At 66.3% G+C, this 15,568-nt stretch carries 17 protein-coding genes; 13 read left to right on the top strand and 4 right to left on the bottom strand.

Annotated elements, in window-relative coordinates:
- The first annotated feature begins 10 nt into the window (after positions 1–10).
- The 4 genes from ACZ46K_RS21525 (at position 11) to dprA (ending at position 3,527) form a co-directional block, all read left to right on the top strand.
- Positions 11–325: a DUF2469 domain-containing protein gene (locus ACZ46K_RS21525; protein ID WP_006550963.1), complete on the top strand. Its 315-nt coding sequence runs from the start codon at positions 11–13 to the stop codon at positions 323–325.
- A 171-nt stretch (positions 326–496) separates the two neighbouring features.
- Positions 497–853 (top strand): YraN family protein, encoded by a 357-nt coding sequence (locus ACZ46K_RS21520; protein ID WP_054807265.1) that lies wholly within the window; start codon positions 497–499, stop codon positions 851–853.
- Positions 853–2,361, top strand: coding sequence for a YifB family Mg chelatase-like AAA ATPase (locus ACZ46K_RS21515; protein WP_054807262.1), 1,509 nt, complete (start codon positions 853–855; stop codon positions 2,359–2,361). Before ACZ46K_RS21520 ends, ACZ46K_RS21515 begins: the two co-directional genes overlap by 1 nt.
- On the top strand, positions 2,358–3,527 hold the full coding sequence (gene dprA, locus ACZ46K_RS21510) for a DNA-processing protein DprA (protein ID WP_464744691.1): 1,170 nt from the start codon (positions 2,358–2,360) through the stop codon (positions 3,525–3,527). Before ACZ46K_RS21515 ends, dprA begins: the two co-directional genes overlap by 4 nt.
- Before the next feature lie 58 nt (positions 3,528–3,585).
- Here dprA and ACZ46K_RS21505 read toward each other — a convergent pair whose 3' ends face one another.
- Positions 3,586–3,864 carry a DUF6953 family protein gene (locus tag ACZ46K_RS21505; protein ID WP_054807790.1) on the bottom strand — a complete coding sequence of 93 codons (279 nt, stop codon included), beginning with the start codon at positions 3,862–3,864 and terminating at the stop codon, positions 3,586–3,588.
- 96 nt (positions 3,865–3,960) lie between these two features.
- Here ACZ46K_RS21505 and ACZ46K_RS21500 point away from each other — a divergent pair, with 96 nt between their 5' ends.
- Positions 3,961–4,743 carry a siderophore-interacting protein gene (locus ACZ46K_RS21500; protein ID WP_054807791.1) on the top strand — a complete coding sequence of 261 codons (783 nt, stop codon included), beginning with the start codon at positions 3,961–3,963 and terminating at the stop codon, positions 4,741–4,743.
- A 19-nt stretch (positions 4,744–4,762) separates the two neighbouring features.
- Here ACZ46K_RS21500 and ACZ46K_RS21495 read toward each other — a convergent pair whose 3' ends face one another.
- Positions 4,763–5,926 (bottom strand): Bcr/CflA family efflux MFS transporter, encoded by a 1,164-nt coding sequence (locus ACZ46K_RS21495; RefSeq protein WP_054807792.1) that lies wholly within the window; start codon positions 5,924–5,926, stop codon positions 4,763–4,765.
- Positions 5,927–6,013: 87 nt separating this feature from the next.
- Between ACZ46K_RS21495 and ACZ46K_RS21490 the strand changes: the two genes are divergently transcribed.
- Together ACZ46K_RS21490 and ACZ46K_RS21485 are read left to right on the top strand one after the other, a co-directional pair.
- Positions 6,014–6,952, top strand: a complete 939-nt coding sequence (locus ACZ46K_RS21490; protein ID WP_464744689.1) for a tyrosine recombinase XerC — start codon at positions 6,014–6,016, stop codon at positions 6,950–6,952.
- Positions 6,953–7,033: 81 nt separating this feature from the next.
- Positions 7,034–8,758 carry a MinD/ParA family ATP-binding protein gene (locus ACZ46K_RS21485; protein WP_464744687.1) on the top strand — a complete coding sequence of 575 codons (1,725 nt, stop codon included), beginning with the start codon at positions 7,034–7,036 and terminating at the stop codon, positions 8,756–8,758.
- Between the two features lie 39 nt (positions 8,759–8,797).
- Here ACZ46K_RS21485 and ACZ46K_RS21480 read toward each other — a convergent pair whose 3' ends face one another.
- Positions 8,798–9,280, bottom strand: coding sequence for a M23 family metallopeptidase (locus ACZ46K_RS21480; protein WP_054807765.1), 483 nt, complete (start codon positions 9,278–9,280; stop codon positions 8,798–8,800).
- 319 nt (positions 9,281–9,599) lie between these two features.
- Here ACZ46K_RS21480 and rpsB point away from each other — a divergent pair, with 319 nt between their 5' ends.
- The 6 genes from rpsB (at position 9,600) to ACZ46K_RS21450 (ending at position 14,637) form a co-directional block, all read left to right on the top strand.
- The gene (gene rpsB / locus ACZ46K_RS21475; RefSeq protein ID WP_464744685.1) at positions 9,600–10,487 is read left to right on the top strand and encodes a 30S ribosomal protein S2; all 888 of its coding nucleotides are present in this window, start codon (positions 9,600–9,602) and stop codon (positions 10,485–10,487) included.
- 132 nt (positions 10,488–10,619) lie between these two features.
- Positions 10,620–11,444: a translation elongation factor Ts gene (gene tsf, locus ACZ46K_RS21470; RefSeq protein ID WP_464744683.1), complete on the top strand. Its 825-nt coding sequence runs from the start codon at positions 10,620–10,622 to the stop codon at positions 11,442–11,444.
- 177 nt (positions 11,445–11,621) lie between these two features.
- Positions 11,622–12,350, top strand: a complete 729-nt coding sequence (gene pyrH, locus ACZ46K_RS21465; RefSeq protein ID WP_132470557.1) for a UMP kinase — start codon at positions 11,622–11,624, stop codon at positions 12,348–12,350.
- Between the two features lie 28 nt (positions 12,351–12,378).
- The gene (gene frr, locus ACZ46K_RS21460) at positions 12,379–12,936 is read left to right on the top strand and encodes a ribosome recycling factor (protein WP_054805528.1); all 558 of its coding nucleotides are present in this window, start codon (positions 12,379–12,381) and stop codon (positions 12,934–12,936) included.
- A 2-nt stretch (positions 12,937–12,938) separates the two neighbouring features.
- Complete coding sequence (locus tag ACZ46K_RS21455) at positions 12,939–13,874, top strand: phosphatidate cytidylyltransferase (protein WP_464744681.1); 936 nt, start codon at positions 12,939–12,941, stop codon at positions 13,872–13,874.
- Between the two features lie 22 nt (positions 13,875–13,896).
- Positions 13,897–14,637 carry a class I SAM-dependent methyltransferase gene (locus ACZ46K_RS21450; protein ID WP_464744679.1) on the top strand — a complete coding sequence of 247 codons (741 nt, stop codon included), beginning with the start codon at positions 13,897–13,899 and terminating at the stop codon, positions 14,635–14,637.
- Between the two features lie 47 nt (positions 14,638–14,684).
- Here ACZ46K_RS21450 and ACZ46K_RS21445 read toward each other — a convergent pair whose 3' ends face one another.
- A complete protein-coding gene (locus tag ACZ46K_RS21445) occupies positions 14,685–15,530 on the bottom strand; it encodes an HpcH/HpaI aldolase/citrate lyase family protein (protein ID WP_464744678.1) in 846 nt (281 codons plus the stop codon).
- Between the last annotated feature and the right edge of the window lie 38 nt (positions 15,531–15,568).

The following is a 15,568-nucleotide window of genomic DNA, read 5'->3' as shown; positions in this document are numbered from 1 at the left end:
ACCGAGACCGATGAGCGCCGAGGATCTCGAGAAGTACGAAACCGAGATGGAACTCTCGCTGTACCGGGAGTACCGGGACATCGTCGGTCAGTTCGCCTACGTCGTCGAAACCGAGCGGCGCTTCTATCTTGCCAACGCCGTCGAACTGCTTCCGCACAACGCCAACGGCGAGGTGTATTTCGAGGTGCGGATGTCGGATGCGTGGGTGTGGGACATGTACCGTCCCGCGCGATTCGTCAAGCACGTCCGGGTGATCACGTTCAAGGACGTCAACATCGAAGAGCTCGACAAGCCCGAACTGCGACTGCCCGACAAGCTCGGATGAGCGCCGCACCTTAGCTGAGGCCCCGGACACGGAGGCCGTGCGCCGGCCGATGAGTCGGCGGTTGTCCACAGTCGGTCGTTTCATCCACAGATCTCCCGTATCGCGCATCGACGCCCCGATCTCCCGGTTTCCCTGCGGCACAGTGTGTGCACGCAGGGAGGAGCAAGAGGGATGGGACGAAATCAAGAAGTGGGGATCCGCGGTGAGGAACTCGCCGCCGAGCACCTCGAGTCCGCCGGACTGGTGGTCCTCGAACGCAACTGGCGGTGCCGGTACGGCGAGCTGGACCTGATCGCGCAGGACGGCGCGGTCCTCGTGTTCGTGGAGGTCAAGACCCGAACCGGGCTCGGTTACGGCACACCCGCAGAAGCTGTCACCCGTGCCAAAGCGGAGCGGCTACGACGCCTGGCCGGACTGTGGCTCGCCGATCAGGACCGCCGATGGGACAGGATCCGCATCGACGTCGTGACGGTCGTGCTGGTTCGAGGGAAGACCCCCGAGATCACCCACCGCAGGCAGGTGCTCTGATGGCGCTGGGGAAGGCATGGTCGGTGGCCGTGGCGGGTATCGACGGTCACGTCGTCGAGATCGAAGCCGACATCGGTGGGGGCTTGCCGGGCGTGAAGATGGTCGGCCTGCCCGACACAGCACTGCAGGAATCGCGTGACCGCGTCCGCGCGGCGGTGTCCAACTCCGGTGGGAAATGGCCGGATTCGAAGGTGGTGCTGGCGCTGTCGCCCGCGACACTGCCCAAAGTGGGCAGTGTCTACGATCTGGCTCTCGCGTGTGCCGTACTCAATGCCGCGGATGTCGTACCGCTCGAAGCGATGACGAAAACGATTCTGCTGGGCGAACTCGCGCTCGACGGCAGGCTGAGGCCGATCCGTGGAGTACTTCCCGCAGTCGTCACGGCGAAGAAGAACGGGTGGTCGCGAGTCGTGGTGCCCACCGCGATGATGACCGAGGCTTCGCTCGTCGCGGGAATCGACGTGTACGGCGCCGACACCCTCCGCGAGGTGGTGCTGTGGCTGCAGGGCGACGGTCCACTCGATCGCCCCGATCTTCAGGCGGTGCCACCACGGACTCTCCGTTCGGACCTCAGCGAGGTCGTCGGACAGCACGAGGCGCGCCGCGCGATCGAAGTCGCCGCGGCGGGCGCGCATCACCTGATGCTCACCGGTCCGCCCGGAATCGGAAAGACGATGCTGGCCCAACGGCTACCGGGAATCCTTCCCGAACTGAGCGAAACCCATGCCCTCGAAGTGACTGCGGTTCATTCGGTCGCCGGGACCCTCACGGCGGACCGCCCCCTCGTCATGGAACCGCCGTTCATCGCGCCGCATCACACCGCGACGGTGGCCTCGCTCATCGGTGGGGGCACAGGTATGGCAACACCGGGGGCGGTCAGCCGTGCGCATCGAGGGGTGTTGTTCCTCGACGAGGTCGCCGAGATGGGAACGAAGACTCTGGAGGCATTACGAACGCCCCTCGAAGACGGGGAAGTGCGCATCGCCCGCCGAGACGGCGTAGCTCGATATCCCGCCCGATTCCAATTGGTCCTGGCAGCGAATCCCTGCCCGTGCGCGCCGGCTCGCGACGCCGACTGCGTGTGCGTGCCCACCGCGCGGCGCCGATATCTCGGGCGACTGTCGGGACCACTGCTCGATCGTGTCGATCTGCGGGTGCGGATGCAATCCGTCGCGACGAGCGCGCTGATGGGCGAGGCAGGGGAGAGCACCGACGACGTACGGACCCGCGTCGCGACTGCGCGTGCCGCGGCAGCGGAGCGGTGGCAGGACTTCGGATGGGCGACGAACGCGGAGGTTCCGGGGCCGGCTCTGCGTCAGAAATTCCGGTTGCCTGCCACCGTCGTGAAACCGGTGGAGTGGGCGCTGCGAAAGGGCGCGATCACTGCTCGTGGGGCGGACAGAGCACTACGAGTTGCGTGGACATTATGCGACTTGGAGGGGTTGTCCCAACCGACCGAACTTCACGTGGCCGCGGCGCTCGACTTCCGGGATCGAGGTGCCGCATGACCAGCGGATCATCCGTGGACGACAAGGAGGACGCAGCCGAGAGACGGTGTGCCTGGGCGTATCTCTCGACGGTCACCCAAGGCGCCTCGCGGACGGTGTCCGCGGCCATCGCCGAGCACGGGGTCGTCGAGGTCGCAGATGCGGTGCGGGAAGGTTCGGCGGGTGCCGAGCTCACCGCCAAACTCAAGGTTCGTGCCCACCTCGACACGGCCGCCGTCGATCTGGAACGCCTGAACCGGGCAGGTGGGCGACTCGTCACCCCGGACGACGACGAGTGGCCCGCGTGGCAGATGCTCGGGTTCGACCAACTGGAGACGGCCACCGACGCGGAAGGGCCACCGCTGGCGTTGTGGGTGTGGGGCCAGCGGCGGCTCGACGAACTCGTCGAACGCTCCATCGGAATTGTCGGTACCCGCGCGGCCAGCGGCTACGGCGAACATGTGACGGCGGAGATCGCGGGGGACCTCGCAGTCGACGGATGGACGGTGGTGTCCGGGGCAGCATTCGGGATCGATGCCGCGGCGCATCGCGCTGCCCTCGGGGTCGGAGGAACAACCGTTGCGATCCTCGCGTGCGGTGTGGACCGGGCCTATCCTGCCGCGCACGCGAAACTCCTGCGAGGCATCTCCGAAACCGGCCTGGTGATCAGCGAATACCCGCCCGGTACGGTCCCGGCGCGGTACCGATTCCTGGCGCGTAATCGGCTCATTGCGGCGTTGTCAGCGGGAACTGTTGTCGCAGAGGCGGGGTGGCGCAGCGGCGCCCGCAACACGGCAGCGTGGGCTCGCCGGCTGGGCCGACCGGTGGTGGCGGTACCCGGCCCGGTCACCTCGGCGGCGTCGCAAGGATGCCACCGCATGATTCGCGAGGGCGAAGCACGGCTGGTCGGCAATGCGCGGGACATCGTCGAGGAATGCGGTCCGCTCCTCGAAGTCGGCGACGACCGCGATGCCCAGTTCGTTCGAGCGCTCGACGGCCTCTCGGGAGATCTGGTGCTCGTCTACGAGGCGTTGCCGGCGGCGGGCAGGTGCGAGCCGACCGCGCTGGCGGAGGCCGCAGGGCTCTCCGTCGACCGCGTGCGGGGAGCGTTGCCCATACTCGAAATGGAAGGGCTCGTCCATCGCGACGACGGGGGATGGGCTCGGGCTCTTCGCTCTGAGCCTTGAACGCCGAAGAGGTCGTGTTCTCCGTAGTGGGGGAACACGATCTCTTCGTGTAGGTGGACTACTCCGCCGCCGAGGGTTCGGCCGCATCGGCTTCGGGCTCGTCGTCGATGTACCAGACGAGATCTTCGCGATGCCACTTCACGGCGCCGCGGTGAGCCTTGCGGAACTCCTTGAGGACGGCCCTGTCGATCGAGGGGTGACCGCTCTCGCCCACGTAGATCCACTCCGACCCGAACTTCGATTCGATGGCGTCGACCATGTCGGCCTGGCCGACCCTGCGTTCGGTGTTGATGATGTCGACCATCCAGGTGGCAATGTCGGACGCGCTGGTACTCATGGTCTCGAGCGTAGTCGGACGACATCAGGCCACTGCGCCTGACGTCGAACAGCGGGTAGTGTCCCTTAAGGAAGGTAATCCTAATAAGGAGGCAGGGTGGCACCCAAGGGCCCGCAAGCGACAACGTTGACAGTTCTGCGCACAGAGGTTGTGTCCGCGCATTTTGTTCGTGTAGTGCTGGGAGGAGGCGGGTTCGCGGACTTCGTTCCTCGACCCGAGACCGACAGCTACGTCAAGATCGAACTCCCGGCGGGTGACGACACTGTGGTGCGCACCTACACGGTGCGCCGCGTGGACCGGGACGCCGAGGAGATCTGGATCGACTTCGTCGTCCACGGCGACGAGGGGATCGCCGGTCCGTGGGCGCGGTCCGTCCGACCCGGAACGGAGGTCGTGGTTCGAGGTCCCGGAGCGGGTTACCTGCCCGATCCGGCGGCGGACTTCCACCTGCTGGCCGGTGACGAGACAGCTGTCCCCGCGATCGCGGCGGCACTCGAATCCCTCCCGGCTGATGCTGCGGGGGCCGTGTTCATCGAGGTGGCCGGCGAAGCCGACGAACTCGAACTCGAGGCACCGTCCGGGGTCGCCGTGACGTGGCTCCATCGTGGTGTCGCAGCCGGCGATGCCGGCCCGGACCGGATCGACGGCAATGCACCGCTCGTTGCCGCGGTGCAGGGACTGCCATGGCCCGAAGGTGACGTCCAGGTGTTCGTGCACGGTGAGGCGGAAACCGTCATGAAGCACATCCGCCCGTACCTGCGTAAGGAACGCGGAGTGAAACCGGCGCGCGCGTCGATCTCCGGTTACTGGCGTCGCGGCAGGACCGAGGAAGGCTTCCGCACCTGGAAGCGAGAACTCGCCGAGGTCGAGGTCGGCTAGCGCCGAGTCCGTCGAACGGTCAGGTGCGGGGCTCGCGGGTGAGGGTGAGCAGGGCGCTCATCGCGAGTCCCGCCGAGACGACGATCGCAATCGCCATGGGAACGGCGGTGTCCTCTCCGCCCAACCCGACCAGCGGTGAGACGATCGCGGCGAGGCCGAACTGGGACGCGCCCATGATCGCCGAGCCCGTGCCTGCTGCCGACGGCACTTCACCCTGACCGAGGGCTGTGGAATTACCCATCGTGAACCCGAGGCTGAACACGACGGCGAACAGCAGTGGCAGCAGGAGCCAGCGGTGAGCGCCGAATACCACGGTGGTGATCAGCAGCAGTGCCCCCGCGGTCAACATGAGGGTGACACCGAACAACAGGAGCGACCGCACCTCGAACCGGCCGATCAGCCGGGTGTTGATGATGTTCGCGGTCACCAATCCCACCGAGTTGGCTGCGAAGACCAGCGAGAACTGGGTGGCGGACATTCCCAGCACGTTCTGCACCACGAACGGCGATGCCGAGATGTAGGCGAACATCGCGCCGAAGCCGAGCGCGAACGATGCGGCGTACCCGATGAACCTGCGGTTGCCGAGGACGTAGCCGAAGTTGCCTGCAAGCGCAGCGAATCCGCCGCCGTGACGTTTCTCGGGTGGCAGCGTTTCGGGGATGAACACGAGAACCCCGGCGAGCATCGCGATGGAGGCGCCGGTCAGGACCCAGAAAATGCCGCGCCAGCCGATAGGGTCGAGAAGTGCACCGCCGATGATCGGCGCGGCAATGGGTGCGATGCCACCGATGATCATCATGAAGCTGAACAAGCGAGCGGATTCGTGGCCGCTCGTCCGGTCTGCGATGACCGCGCGCGCAAGCACGATTCCGATGCCCCCGCTGAAGCCCTGAATCGCTCGTGCCCCGATGAGGACCTCGATTGTCGGTGCAAGCGCACACACGGCGCTACTCAACGCGAGCACGATGGTGCCGATGACGAGCAGGCGGCGACGACCCCACCCGTCCGACAGGGGACCGGTGATCAACTGACCGATGCCCAGACCTGCCATGAACGTGGTCAGCGTGAGCTGGATCCCGACGGTCGAGGTGCCGAGACTCTCGGACATGATCGGCAGACCGGGGAGATACATATCCGTCGCCAGCGGCGCTGTGGCCGACAGGAGCGCCAGCGCGCACAACATCGGCAAAGAGATCGTTTTACTCACGAACGAACCTTATCGAGGCGCGTTGGCTTGCATGGAGCCGGAACACCGCGCACGGTGGTGCGCATGGACCACGATCCGGCATCGGTGCTGCCACCCGCTCTCGCCGTCCATGTCGAGGATTTCGCCGACCATCTGACATTGCAGTCGAACCGGTCGGCGCACACTGTCCGTGCGTACACGACAGACGTGCGGTCGTTACTCGCTCACCTCGCGCACGGGAAGCCCGACGCGCGCGTGTCCGATATCGACCTCGGGACTCTGCGGGCCTGGCTCGCAAGGCAGGTCGCGTCCGGTGCCGCGCGCAGCACGATCGCGCGGCGCACGTCGTCGGTGCGGACATTCACTGCCTGGCTGGTCCGCTCGGGTCGCACGGAGCACGACCCCGGAACGCGCCTCGCATCAGCACGTGCACACCGGACACTGCCTGCGGTGCTGCATGCCGAGCAGGCGTCGGAAGTCATGGTGGCTGCGGAATCCGGCGCTCGGGAGGAACATCCGGTTGCGCTACGAGACCATGTGATCGTCGAACTGCTGTATGCGACCGGTATCCGGGTCGGGGAACTGTGCGGGCTCGACCTCGACGACGTGGACGCCGAGCGGCGTGTCGTGCGGGTGCTGGGTAAGGGCGACAAGGAACGAACGGTGCCGTACGGGGTGCCCGCCGCGGAGGCGCTCGAACGGTGGGTGACCATCGGCCGGCCGGTCCTGATGACCGCAGTGTCGGGGCCGGCGTTGCTCCTCGGGAAGCGCGGCGGACGGATCGGGCAACGGCAGGTACGCACCGTCGTGCACGAAGCGGTCGGGGCTGTTCCCGGTGCCCCTGATCTCGCTCCGCACGGGCTGCGACACACTGCAGCGACCCATCTTCTCGAGGGCGGTGCCGATCTGCGCGTCGTCCAGGAAGTCCTCGGTCATTCGAGTCTCGCAACCACTCAGCTGTACACGCATGTGTCGGTTGCGCGCCTGCGAGCGGTCCACGAGCAGGCGCATCCCCGTGCTTGAGCCGTGCCTGAGGTGTACGCAGCTCAGTGTGCTTTGGTAGCGTCCCTGCCGATCGGCTGTGGGGGATTCCGGGGGGATTTGATGGCACGTGACGAGTCGAACCATGCACTGCCTGCGTGGTTGCAGGACGAACCTGACCCTCGGCCGACGGCGGCCGCGTCGCGACGGGGTCTGCGTCGGAGTGCTGTGCGCGCGACGGAACAGCACACCGCGGCGCCGGAGATCGGATCGCTAGCGGGCTCGGTCCGGATCGCGGCGCCCGTACGCTCGAGTGCCGCACCGCAGGCTGAGTCGAGCGCACCACCGGTCACTCCCAGCGCAGCGCCGATCTCATCGATCCCCGCCCCGATCGTGCCGCCGGCGTCGGTGCCGTTCTCGATCATTCCGAGTCGACGTGATCCGGAACCGAGTGCGTCGACAGAGTCGGAGCCGGCAGAGGTTGCACAGGAGCCTGCAGTTCTGTCCGCGTCTGTTCTGTCTGCGTCTGCGCCGGATCCGACACCTGAGTCCCACCGGGAATCGGCGCCCGCACCTGATCCCGTGCCCGAGGTGGGGCCCGAGCCGGAACCGGAGCGCACTGCCGAACCCGAACCCGAATCCGAACCCGAGCCGGTCAGGGCGGCGGCGCCGATCAGCGTGCCCGGGCCCGTAGCGGAGGTGAAGCCGCTGCCGGAACCGGAGTGTGCTTCCGAAACGGAGGCGGTCCACATCCCCGCGCCGGTTCGCGAACCCGATCCGGATCCTGTCGTGCGCGACGAACCGGGCTCCACTGCTGTGCCTGAACACACTGCTGTGCCTGAACACACTGCTGTGCCGGAACACACTGCTGTGCCGGAACACACTGCTGTGCCGGATCATCCGCCGTCGAACCTCGACCTCGCGTCGGGGGTCCTCGTCCGCCGTTCTCGGCGTGCTCCGAGCGGTGGGTGGCGGCGCGGCGTGCATCGGCTCACCGGGGGCCTGTTCAATCCCGGCGAATCCTCCGACGACGCGCACCACGACGACCTCGTCGCGCGCATCCGCCAGCCGATCGGCGGCGACTACCGCATCGCAGTGCTCTCACTCAAAGGCGGTGTAGGCAAGACCACCACGACGATCGGGCTCGGCTCGACTTTCTCGTCGATGCGCGGCGACTGCGTGATCGCTGTCGACGCCAACCCTGATTTCGGAACCCTCGCGCAGCGCATCCCTGAGCAGACGCAGTCCACGGTGCGAGATCTGATTGCGGTTGCGGACCGCATCGAACGGTATTCCGATGTGCGTGCTCACACCTCGCAGGCTCCGAGCCGACTCGAAGTGCTTGCCAGCGAACGTGATCCGGCGGTGTCGGAGGCATTCAGCGAGGACGACTATCGTCGCGTCATCGATGTTCTGCAGGTCTACTACAACATCATTCTCACCGACTGCGGAACGGGGATCATGCACTCCGCGATGAAAGGTGTGCTCGATCTGGCCAATGCCCTCGTTCTCGTCGGGTCACCGGCTGTCGATGGTGCTCGCAGCGCCGCCGCGACACTGGACTGGCTCGAGCATCACGGCTACAGCGACCTTGTCGATCGCACGGTCGTGGTGATCAGTTCGCCGCGACCGGGAGCCTCCAATATCGATCTCGACGTGTTGACCGAGCACTTCCTCGCTCGCTGCCGGGCCGTGCAGGTCGTGCCGTTCGACGAGCACCTGGCGGAGGGCGCCGAGATCGACCTGAACCTGTTGCGACCCGCGACCCGACGGGCATTCGCCGAACTCGCGGCCATGGTCGCAGACGATTTCCCGGTCCTGACTGGGCGGCATTCCGCCCATTGGTGACGGTGGCGTACCGGTAGAGACGGCACATCACCATCGAGTTCACACCGGTTCGAGCCGGATCACCGTCCGCTCGACGAGGGGGAGTGGATTCAGATAGTCGTCGCGGTCGCGGCGCAGGCCCCAGTGCAGACACGCATCGACAGGACAGCTCTCGTGTCCCGCTTCCACCGTTCCCAGCGGGTCGCCGGCAGTGATCCGGCGACCCGCCGCCACCGTCGCAGTGACGGGTTCGTAGGTGGTGCGCAGGCCGCCCTGATGGTCGATCGACACGACCGGTTTCCCCGCGACGGTTCCGGCGAACACGACTATCCCGTCACCGGCCGCGAGCACCGTCTGTCCGGGATGCGAGGCGAGATCGACGCCGCGATGACCGGGCAACCAGTTGTGCTCGGGGGGATCGAACGGTCGGGTCACCGTGGGGCGTGGTTCCAGAGGCCAGACGAAGGTGTTCTCTGCGGACGCAGGAGCAGGGCCCATCAGGAACACGAGAGTCGCCAGTAGCGCGAGCGCGGGGATTCGCATGGCCCCACACTTGCCGTTGGAAGGCTGCCGCGACACCTCGAAGAGACGAATGTGGACAACTTCGCGGTTGTCCACAGGGGTGGATCGAGAGACTGCTCTGACGAGGCGGTTGGGAGTTCGAGGTGTCCTGGTCGTATGATTGTCGAGCGGTCTGTGTTTGCAGATCGACTTCGCGCGTCCGCGCGTCGGTGCAACTCCGTCTATACGGATGCACCGTAGATGGCCGTCGCCGGTCCCGCAAGGGTCGACGGGCATGCGGACGCCAGGGCGGGGATCGCAAGATCACCCGCGGCAACCGACATGAAAGAGAGAAACAGGCATGCCTGTTGTAACTATGAGGCAGCTGCTCGACAGCGGCGCCCACTTCGGACACCAGACTCGTCGCTGGAACCCGAAGATGAAGCGGTTCATCTTCACCGACCGCAACGGCATCTACATCATCGACCTGCAGCAGACCCTGACGTACATCGACAAGGCGTACGAGTTCGTCAAGGAGACAGTCGCTCACGGTGGAACGATCCTGTTCGTCGGCACCAAGAAGCAGGCTCAGGAATCCATCGCCGAAGAGGCCACCCGCGTCGGCATGCCGTACGTGAACCAGCGCTGGCTCGGCGGCATGCTCACCAACTTCTCCACCGTCCACAAGCGCCTGCAGCGCCTGAAGGAGCTGGAGGCCATGGAGCAGACCGGTGGTTTCGAGGGTCGCACCAAGAAGGAAATCCTCATGCTCACGCGTGAGATGAACAAGCTCGACCGGACCCTCGGCGGCATCCGTGACATGGCCAAGGTTCCGTCGGCCGTGTGGGTCGTCGACACCAACAAGGAGCACATCGCCGTCGGTGAGGCTCGCAAGCTGAACATTCCGGTCGTCGCGATCCTGGACACCAACTGCGATCCGGACCTCGTCGACTTCCCGATCCCGGGCAACGACGACGCGATCCGCTCCGCGGCGCTGCTGACCAAGGTCGTTGCGTCCGCAGTCGCCGAGGGCCTCCAGGCGCGCGCCGGCAAGAACGCCGACGCCGATGCCAAGCCCGAGGCAGCAGCCGCAGAGCCGCTGCCCGAGTGGGAGCAGGAACTGCTCGCGCAGGCTTCCTCCACCGGCGAAGCGGAAGCAGCCGTCGCGGAAGCACCCGCTGCGGAAGCACCCGCTGCGGAAGCACCCGCTGCGGAAGCACCCGCCGCGGACGCAGCCCCCGAGGCCTGATCCGTTTGCACGGCCCCGACCGGAAGATCGAGAGATCATGGTCGGGGCCGTTGCATCGCGGCCCGGCCCGCACATGAGCGGCGCTATCCGCACCCGAGACTTTTCATCACAGACACAGGAGGCCCGCACAAGATGGCGAACTACACCGCCGCTGATGTCAAGCGTCTCCGCGAGCTCACCGGCTCCGGAATGCTGGACTGCAAGAACGCTCTCGCCGATAACGACGGCGACTTCGACAAGGCCGTCGAGCAGCTGCGCATCAAGGGTGCCAAGGACGTGGGCAAGCGCGCCGAGCGCTCCACCGCCGAAGGCCTCGTTGTTGCCAAGGACGGCGTTCTTGTCGAACTGAACTCCGAGACCGACTTCGTCGCGAAGAACGACGAGTTCCAGGCTCTCGCCAACACGATCGTCGCTGCTGCCGCAGAGGCACGCCCGGCCGACGTCGAGGCCCTCCAGGCCCTCGAGGTCGACGGCAAGACCGTCGGCACCCTGGTGCAGGAGCTGTCCGCCAAGATCGGTGAGAAGCTCGAGATCCGTCGCGTTGCTGCGTTCGACGGCAATGTGTCGGTCTACCTGCACAAGCGTGCATCGGACCTGCCTCCGTCCGTGGGCGTACTCGTCGAGTACACCGGTGAGGGCGACGCCGCAGCCGAGGCTGCCAAGAGCGCTGCCATGCAGGTCGCTGCTCTCAAGGCGAAGTACACCACCCGTGACGAGGTTCCCGAGGACATCGTCGCCGGCGAGCGTCGTATCGCCGAGGAGACCGCCAAGGCAGAAGGTAAGCCGGAGCAGGCTCTGCCGAAGATCGTCGAAGGCCGCGTGAACGGCTTCTTCAAGGACGTCGTACTCCTCGAGCAGTCGTCGGTGACGGATTCGAAGAAGACCGTCAAGGCGATCCTCGACGAGGCCGGAGCCACCGTGACCCGCTTCGTGCGGTTCGAGGTCGGCGCCAGCTAGTCCACCGATCGATCGACCCCGTCGGCTGTGGCCGGCGGGGTCGTGGTGTGTCCGGTGCCGCCAGGTGATCAGCATCCGGTGGTTGCCGTGGCGTGTCGCTTCGCGCCCGGTCTCGGTTCCACCGGGTGAATGAGGCAGGATGATAAGGGCCGATTCATGCGCAACCAGAGGAGAGTCATGTCCGAGCATGCCCACGATCGGCCCGGTTTTCGCCGGGTGCTTCTCAAACTCGGCGGCGAGATGTTCGGTGGTGGCAAGGTCGGGCTCGACCCTGATGTCGTGACGACTGTCGCGCAGCAGATTGCCGAGGTCGTGCGTAGTGGCGTCGAGGTCGCCGTGGTCATCGGTGGTGGCAACTTCTTCCGCGGCGCAGAACTGCAGCAGCGCGGACTCGAGCGTGCGCGCTCCGACTACATGGGCATGCTGGGCACCGTCATGAACTCCCTGGCACTCCAGGACTTCCTCGAGAAGCAGGGCATCGACACCCGGGTACAAACGGCGATCACGATGGGGCAGGTCGCCGAGCCGTACCTTCCGCTCCGCGCGCGCCGCCACCTCGAAAAGGGCCGGGTCGTCATCTTCGGTGCGGGCATGGGCATGCCGTACTTCTCCACCGACACCACCGCGGCGCAACGTGCCCTCGAGATCGGCGCGGACGTCGTTCTGATGGCCAAGGCCGTCGACGGAATCTACTCCGCGGACCCTCGCATCGATCCCGATGCCGAGCTGTACGAGGAGGTCACCCATCGCGAGGTCATCGAGAACGGCCTCAAGGTCGCGGACGCGACCGCGTTCAGCCTGTGCATGGACAACGCCATGCCGATCATGGTCTTCAATCTGCTGACCAAGGGCAATATCGCTCGTGCCGTCGCCGGTGAGAAGATCGGAACGCTCGTACGGTCATGATTGGACAACGGAACATGGAGGAACTGCCGTGATCGATGAAGCTCTCTTCGAGGCCGAGGAGAAGATGGAGAAGGCCATCACCGTGGCCAAGGACGATCTCGGCGGCATCCGCACCGGTCGCGCGAACGCGGGAATGTTCAACCGGATCGTCGTCGACTACTACGGATCGCCCACCCCGGTGACACAGATCGCCAGCATCAACGTGCCCGAGGCGCGGATGGTCATCATCAAGCCCTACGAGGCCTCGCAGCTCGGCGCGATCGAGACCGCGATTCGCAATTCCGATCTCGGGGTCAACCCCACCAACGACGGCAACATCATCCGGATCTCGGTGCCGCAGCTCACCGAGGATCGCCGCCGCGAACTCGTCAAGCAGGCAAAGGGCAAGGGCGAAGACTCGAAGGTGGCTCTGCGGAACGTGCGTCGCAAGGCGATGGAAGAACTCGGCCGCATCCAGAAGGACGGCGAGGCGGGCGAAGACGAGGTCGGTCGCGCGGAGAAGGAACTCGACAAGACCACGGCCAAGTACGTGGCGCAGATCGATGACCTGGTCAAGCACAAGGAAGCCGAGTTGATGGAGGTCTGACGGTGGGCAGAGCCGACGGGTCCTCCGACCCTCAGCTTCCACTCGACGCCGGAGACGCCTCCGACGTCACCGCTGCTGACGCAGCATCACCACCCGACGATGCGACACCGCCCGCCAAGACGTCACGCGCAGGCCGGAACCTTCCCGCCGCTATAGCGGTCGGGGGCGGCCTGGGCGCGCTTGTGATCGTGATCCTCCTGTTCGCTCCCACCGCTTGGCTCGGTGTGGTCGCGGCAGCGATCGCGATCGCGACGTGGGAGGTCACCAAGCGGTTACGTGAAGCGGCTGTGCTCGTGCCACGCCTCCCGCTCCTCGTCGGCGGCCAGGCGATCATCTGGCTGGGTTGGCCTTACGGAACCACCGGCGTCCTCGGAGCGTTCGCGGGGACCGTCGTGGTGACGATGCTGTGGCGACTGTTCGACCACGGTCTGGCTGCGCAGCCGCGCAACTATCTGCGCGACACCGCGGTCGCAGTCTTCACCGCAGCATGGTTGCCACTGCTCGCATCCTTCGCAACGCTGATGGTCCTCGAGGACCAAGGTGCTGCGCGCGTCTTCTGCCTGATGCTCATCTGCGTGGCATCGGACGTCGGCGGCTATGCCGCCGGCGTGCTGTTCGGCAAGCACACCATGGCGCCGGCGATCAGCCCCAAGAAGTCGTGGGAAGGGTTCGGCGGATCACTGGTTGCGTGCGTGGCTGTCGGAATCCTGACCGTCATGTTCCTGCTGGACGGCCAGTGGTGGATCGGCGCGCTTCTCGGCGTCGTGCTCGTGTTGACGGCCACCGCCGGTGACCTGATCGAGTCGCAGGTGAAGCGCGACCTCGGTATCAAGGACATGGGCACGTTGCTTCCCGGCCACGGCGGCATCATGGACCGACTCGACTCGATCCTTCCGTCGGCCTTCGTGACCTGGCTGATCCTCACGATCTTCGTGTAGGCGGGGCTCACGGATCCGGGCGATGGATGAACATCGAGGCGACGACAGGGGCGTGATCGCCAGCCCCAATATCTGGCACTGGCCGGTGGTCTACGAAGAGGAGAACCGCGCCCAGGACACCCGCGGCGCCGTGTACGCGGCGCTGCGGGAGGACGCGGACTGGGCCGGCCTCGACGTCGCCGACGTCGGTTGCGGCACCGGTTTCCACCTCGGCATGTTTGCGGAGACGGCGCGGTCGGTGACCGGAGTCGAACCCCACCCGCCGCTCGTCGAAGCGGCGCGACGACGGGTCGGTCATCTCGCCACGGTCCGGATCCTGCCGGGATCGGCTGCGCACATGCCGCTGCCGGAGGGGTCGGTGGATCTCGTGCACGCCCGGACCGCGTACTTCTTCGGCCCGGGGTGCGGCGCAGGCATCACCGACGCGATGAGGGTCCTGCGCCCCGGCGGAGCACTCGCCATCATCGACCTCGACGCGACGGCGCACCCGTACGGCGAATGGATGCTCGCCGACCTCCCGCACTATCGCCCCCGTGTCGTCGAAGCCTTCTTCGATGCCCAGGGATTCTCGTTGCGGCGGATCGATACCGAATGGAACTTCCCGGATCGGGACAGCCTCGAGCGTGTCCTCGGAATCGAGTTCGGTCCGAAGGTCGCAGCGCGCGCCGTTCGAGAGACGACCGGAACCACCTTGGCCGTGCGCTACCGCCTGCACATCCGGCGCAAGCCGCGCGGCATCGAACTGGGCGCCCCCCGCGGCTGAGCGGAATGTCACCTCGGGTCACTCCAGTGTGCGAAGGTGACGTTCGGCTAGTCGCGGGTGGCTCGGCTCGCGCCCTGGAGCCGGAACACCCGAGCGAGTTCTTTGATCTTCTTCGCCCGCGCCAGCTTCGGTAGGTCGCTCCCGTCCTTGACGCCGTGTCCGTCTTCGCCCAGACGATCGATGATGGTGTGAGCCCAGCCGATATCGTCGGTACTGGGGCTCAGCGCGGCATTCGGGAACCGTGCCCGGTCCGGTGTCATACACAATTTCCCCGACATGCCCATCGACTGGGTCAGCTGCGCTTCCTGCTCGAGGATCGTGGGATCGTCGGTGAGGGACGGGCCGTCGATCGGCCCGGGAAGTTTCGCGGCGCGGCTCGTCACGACAAGCCTCGAGCGCGGATACGCCATGGCGAGGGGCGACGCGCTCATCCCTGTGTCGCGGCGGAAGTCGCCACTGCCGAACACCAGCCGGAACACACCTTCGGCGCGGGCGATTTCAGGTGCTGCCTCGAGCCCCATCGCAGATTCGATCAACACGAGGATCTTGGTGCCGTCCGGCAGGGCGTCGGCGGTGGCGTCCACCTGCTGCCCACTTTCGGCTTTCGCGAGCATGACCCCTTCGAGGCCGGGCACGCCCGCGAGGGCGTCGACGTCGTCGCACCAGTGCGAGGTGGTGGTGTCGTTGATGCGAACCCAGGCCCTGCCGCCGCCTCGCAGCCACTCGATGACACCGGCACGGGCGGCTGCCTTGCCCTCGGCCGCGACCGCGTCTTCGAGATCGAGCACGACGGCATCGGCGGGGGAAGTGGCGGCAGGCTCGAACCGCTCGGGGGCATTGCCGGGGACAAGAAGCCAGGATCGGGCGAACTCGGGAGCAATTCGGGTGGTCATGTCTCGATCTTCCCCCCATCGACGTGTGAATTCATGGG

This window comes from Rhodococcus sp. JCM 9793 (assembly GCF_055380405.1).
Note: the sequence above shows the minus strand (reverse complement) of the source record. Positions and strands in the feature narration are given on the sequence as shown.

What these genes read in the sequence shown, in the direction of transcription:
- ACZ46K_RS21525 (WP_006550963.1), top strand. Translation starts at nt 11, where the DNA reads ATGAGCGCCGAGGATCTCGAGAAGTACGAAACCGAGATGGAACTCTCG.
- ACZ46K_RS21520 (WP_054807265.1), top strand. Translation starts at nt 497, where the DNA reads ATGGGACGAAATCAAGAAGTGGGGATCCGCGGTGAGGAACTCGCCGCC.
- ACZ46K_RS21515 (WP_054807262.1), top strand. Translation starts at nt 853, where the DNA reads ATGGCGCTGGGGAAGGCATGGTCGGTGGCCGTGGCGGGTATCGACGGT.
- dprA (WP_464744691.1), top strand. Translation starts at nt 2,358, where the DNA reads ATGACCAGCGGATCATCCGTGGACGACAAGGAGGACGCAGCCGAGAGA.
- ACZ46K_RS21505 (WP_054807790.1), bottom strand. Translation starts at nt 3,864, where the DNA reads ATGAGTACCAGCGCGTCCGACATTGCCACCTGGATGGTCGACATCATC.
- ACZ46K_RS21495 (WP_054807792.1), bottom strand. Translation starts at nt 5,926, where the DNA reads ATGTTGTGCGCGCTGGCGCTCCTGTCGGCCACAGCGCCGCTGGCGACG.
- ACZ46K_RS21490 (WP_464744689.1), top strand. Translation starts at nt 6,014, where the DNA reads ATGGACCACGATCCGGCATCGGTGCTGCCACCCGCTCTCGCCGTCCAT.
- ACZ46K_RS21485 (WP_464744687.1), top strand. Translation starts at nt 7,034, where the DNA reads ATGGCACGTGACGAGTCGAACCATGCACTGCCTGCGTGGTTGCAGGAC.
- ACZ46K_RS21480 (WP_054807765.1), bottom strand. Translation starts at nt 9,280, where the DNA reads ATGCGAATCCCCGCGCTCGCGCTACTGGCGACTCTCGTGTTCCTGATG.
- rpsB (WP_464744685.1), top strand. Translation starts at nt 9,600, where the DNA reads ATGCCTGTTGTAACTATGAGGCAGCTGCTCGACAGCGGCGCCCACTTC.
- tsf (WP_464744683.1), top strand. Translation starts at nt 10,620, where the DNA reads ATGGCGAACTACACCGCCGCTGATGTCAAGCGTCTCCGCGAGCTCACC.
- pyrH (WP_132470557.1), top strand. Translation starts at nt 11,622, where the DNA reads ATGTCCGAGCATGCCCACGATCGGCCCGGTTTTCGCCGGGTGCTTCTC.
- ACZ46K_RS21450 (WP_464744679.1), top strand. Translation starts at nt 13,897, where the DNA reads ATGGATGAACATCGAGGCGACGACAGGGGCGTGATCGCCAGCCCCAAT.
- ACZ46K_RS21445 (WP_464744678.1), bottom strand. Translation starts at nt 15,530, where the DNA reads ATGACCACCCGAATTGCTCCCGAGTTCGCCCGATCCTGGCTTCTTGTC.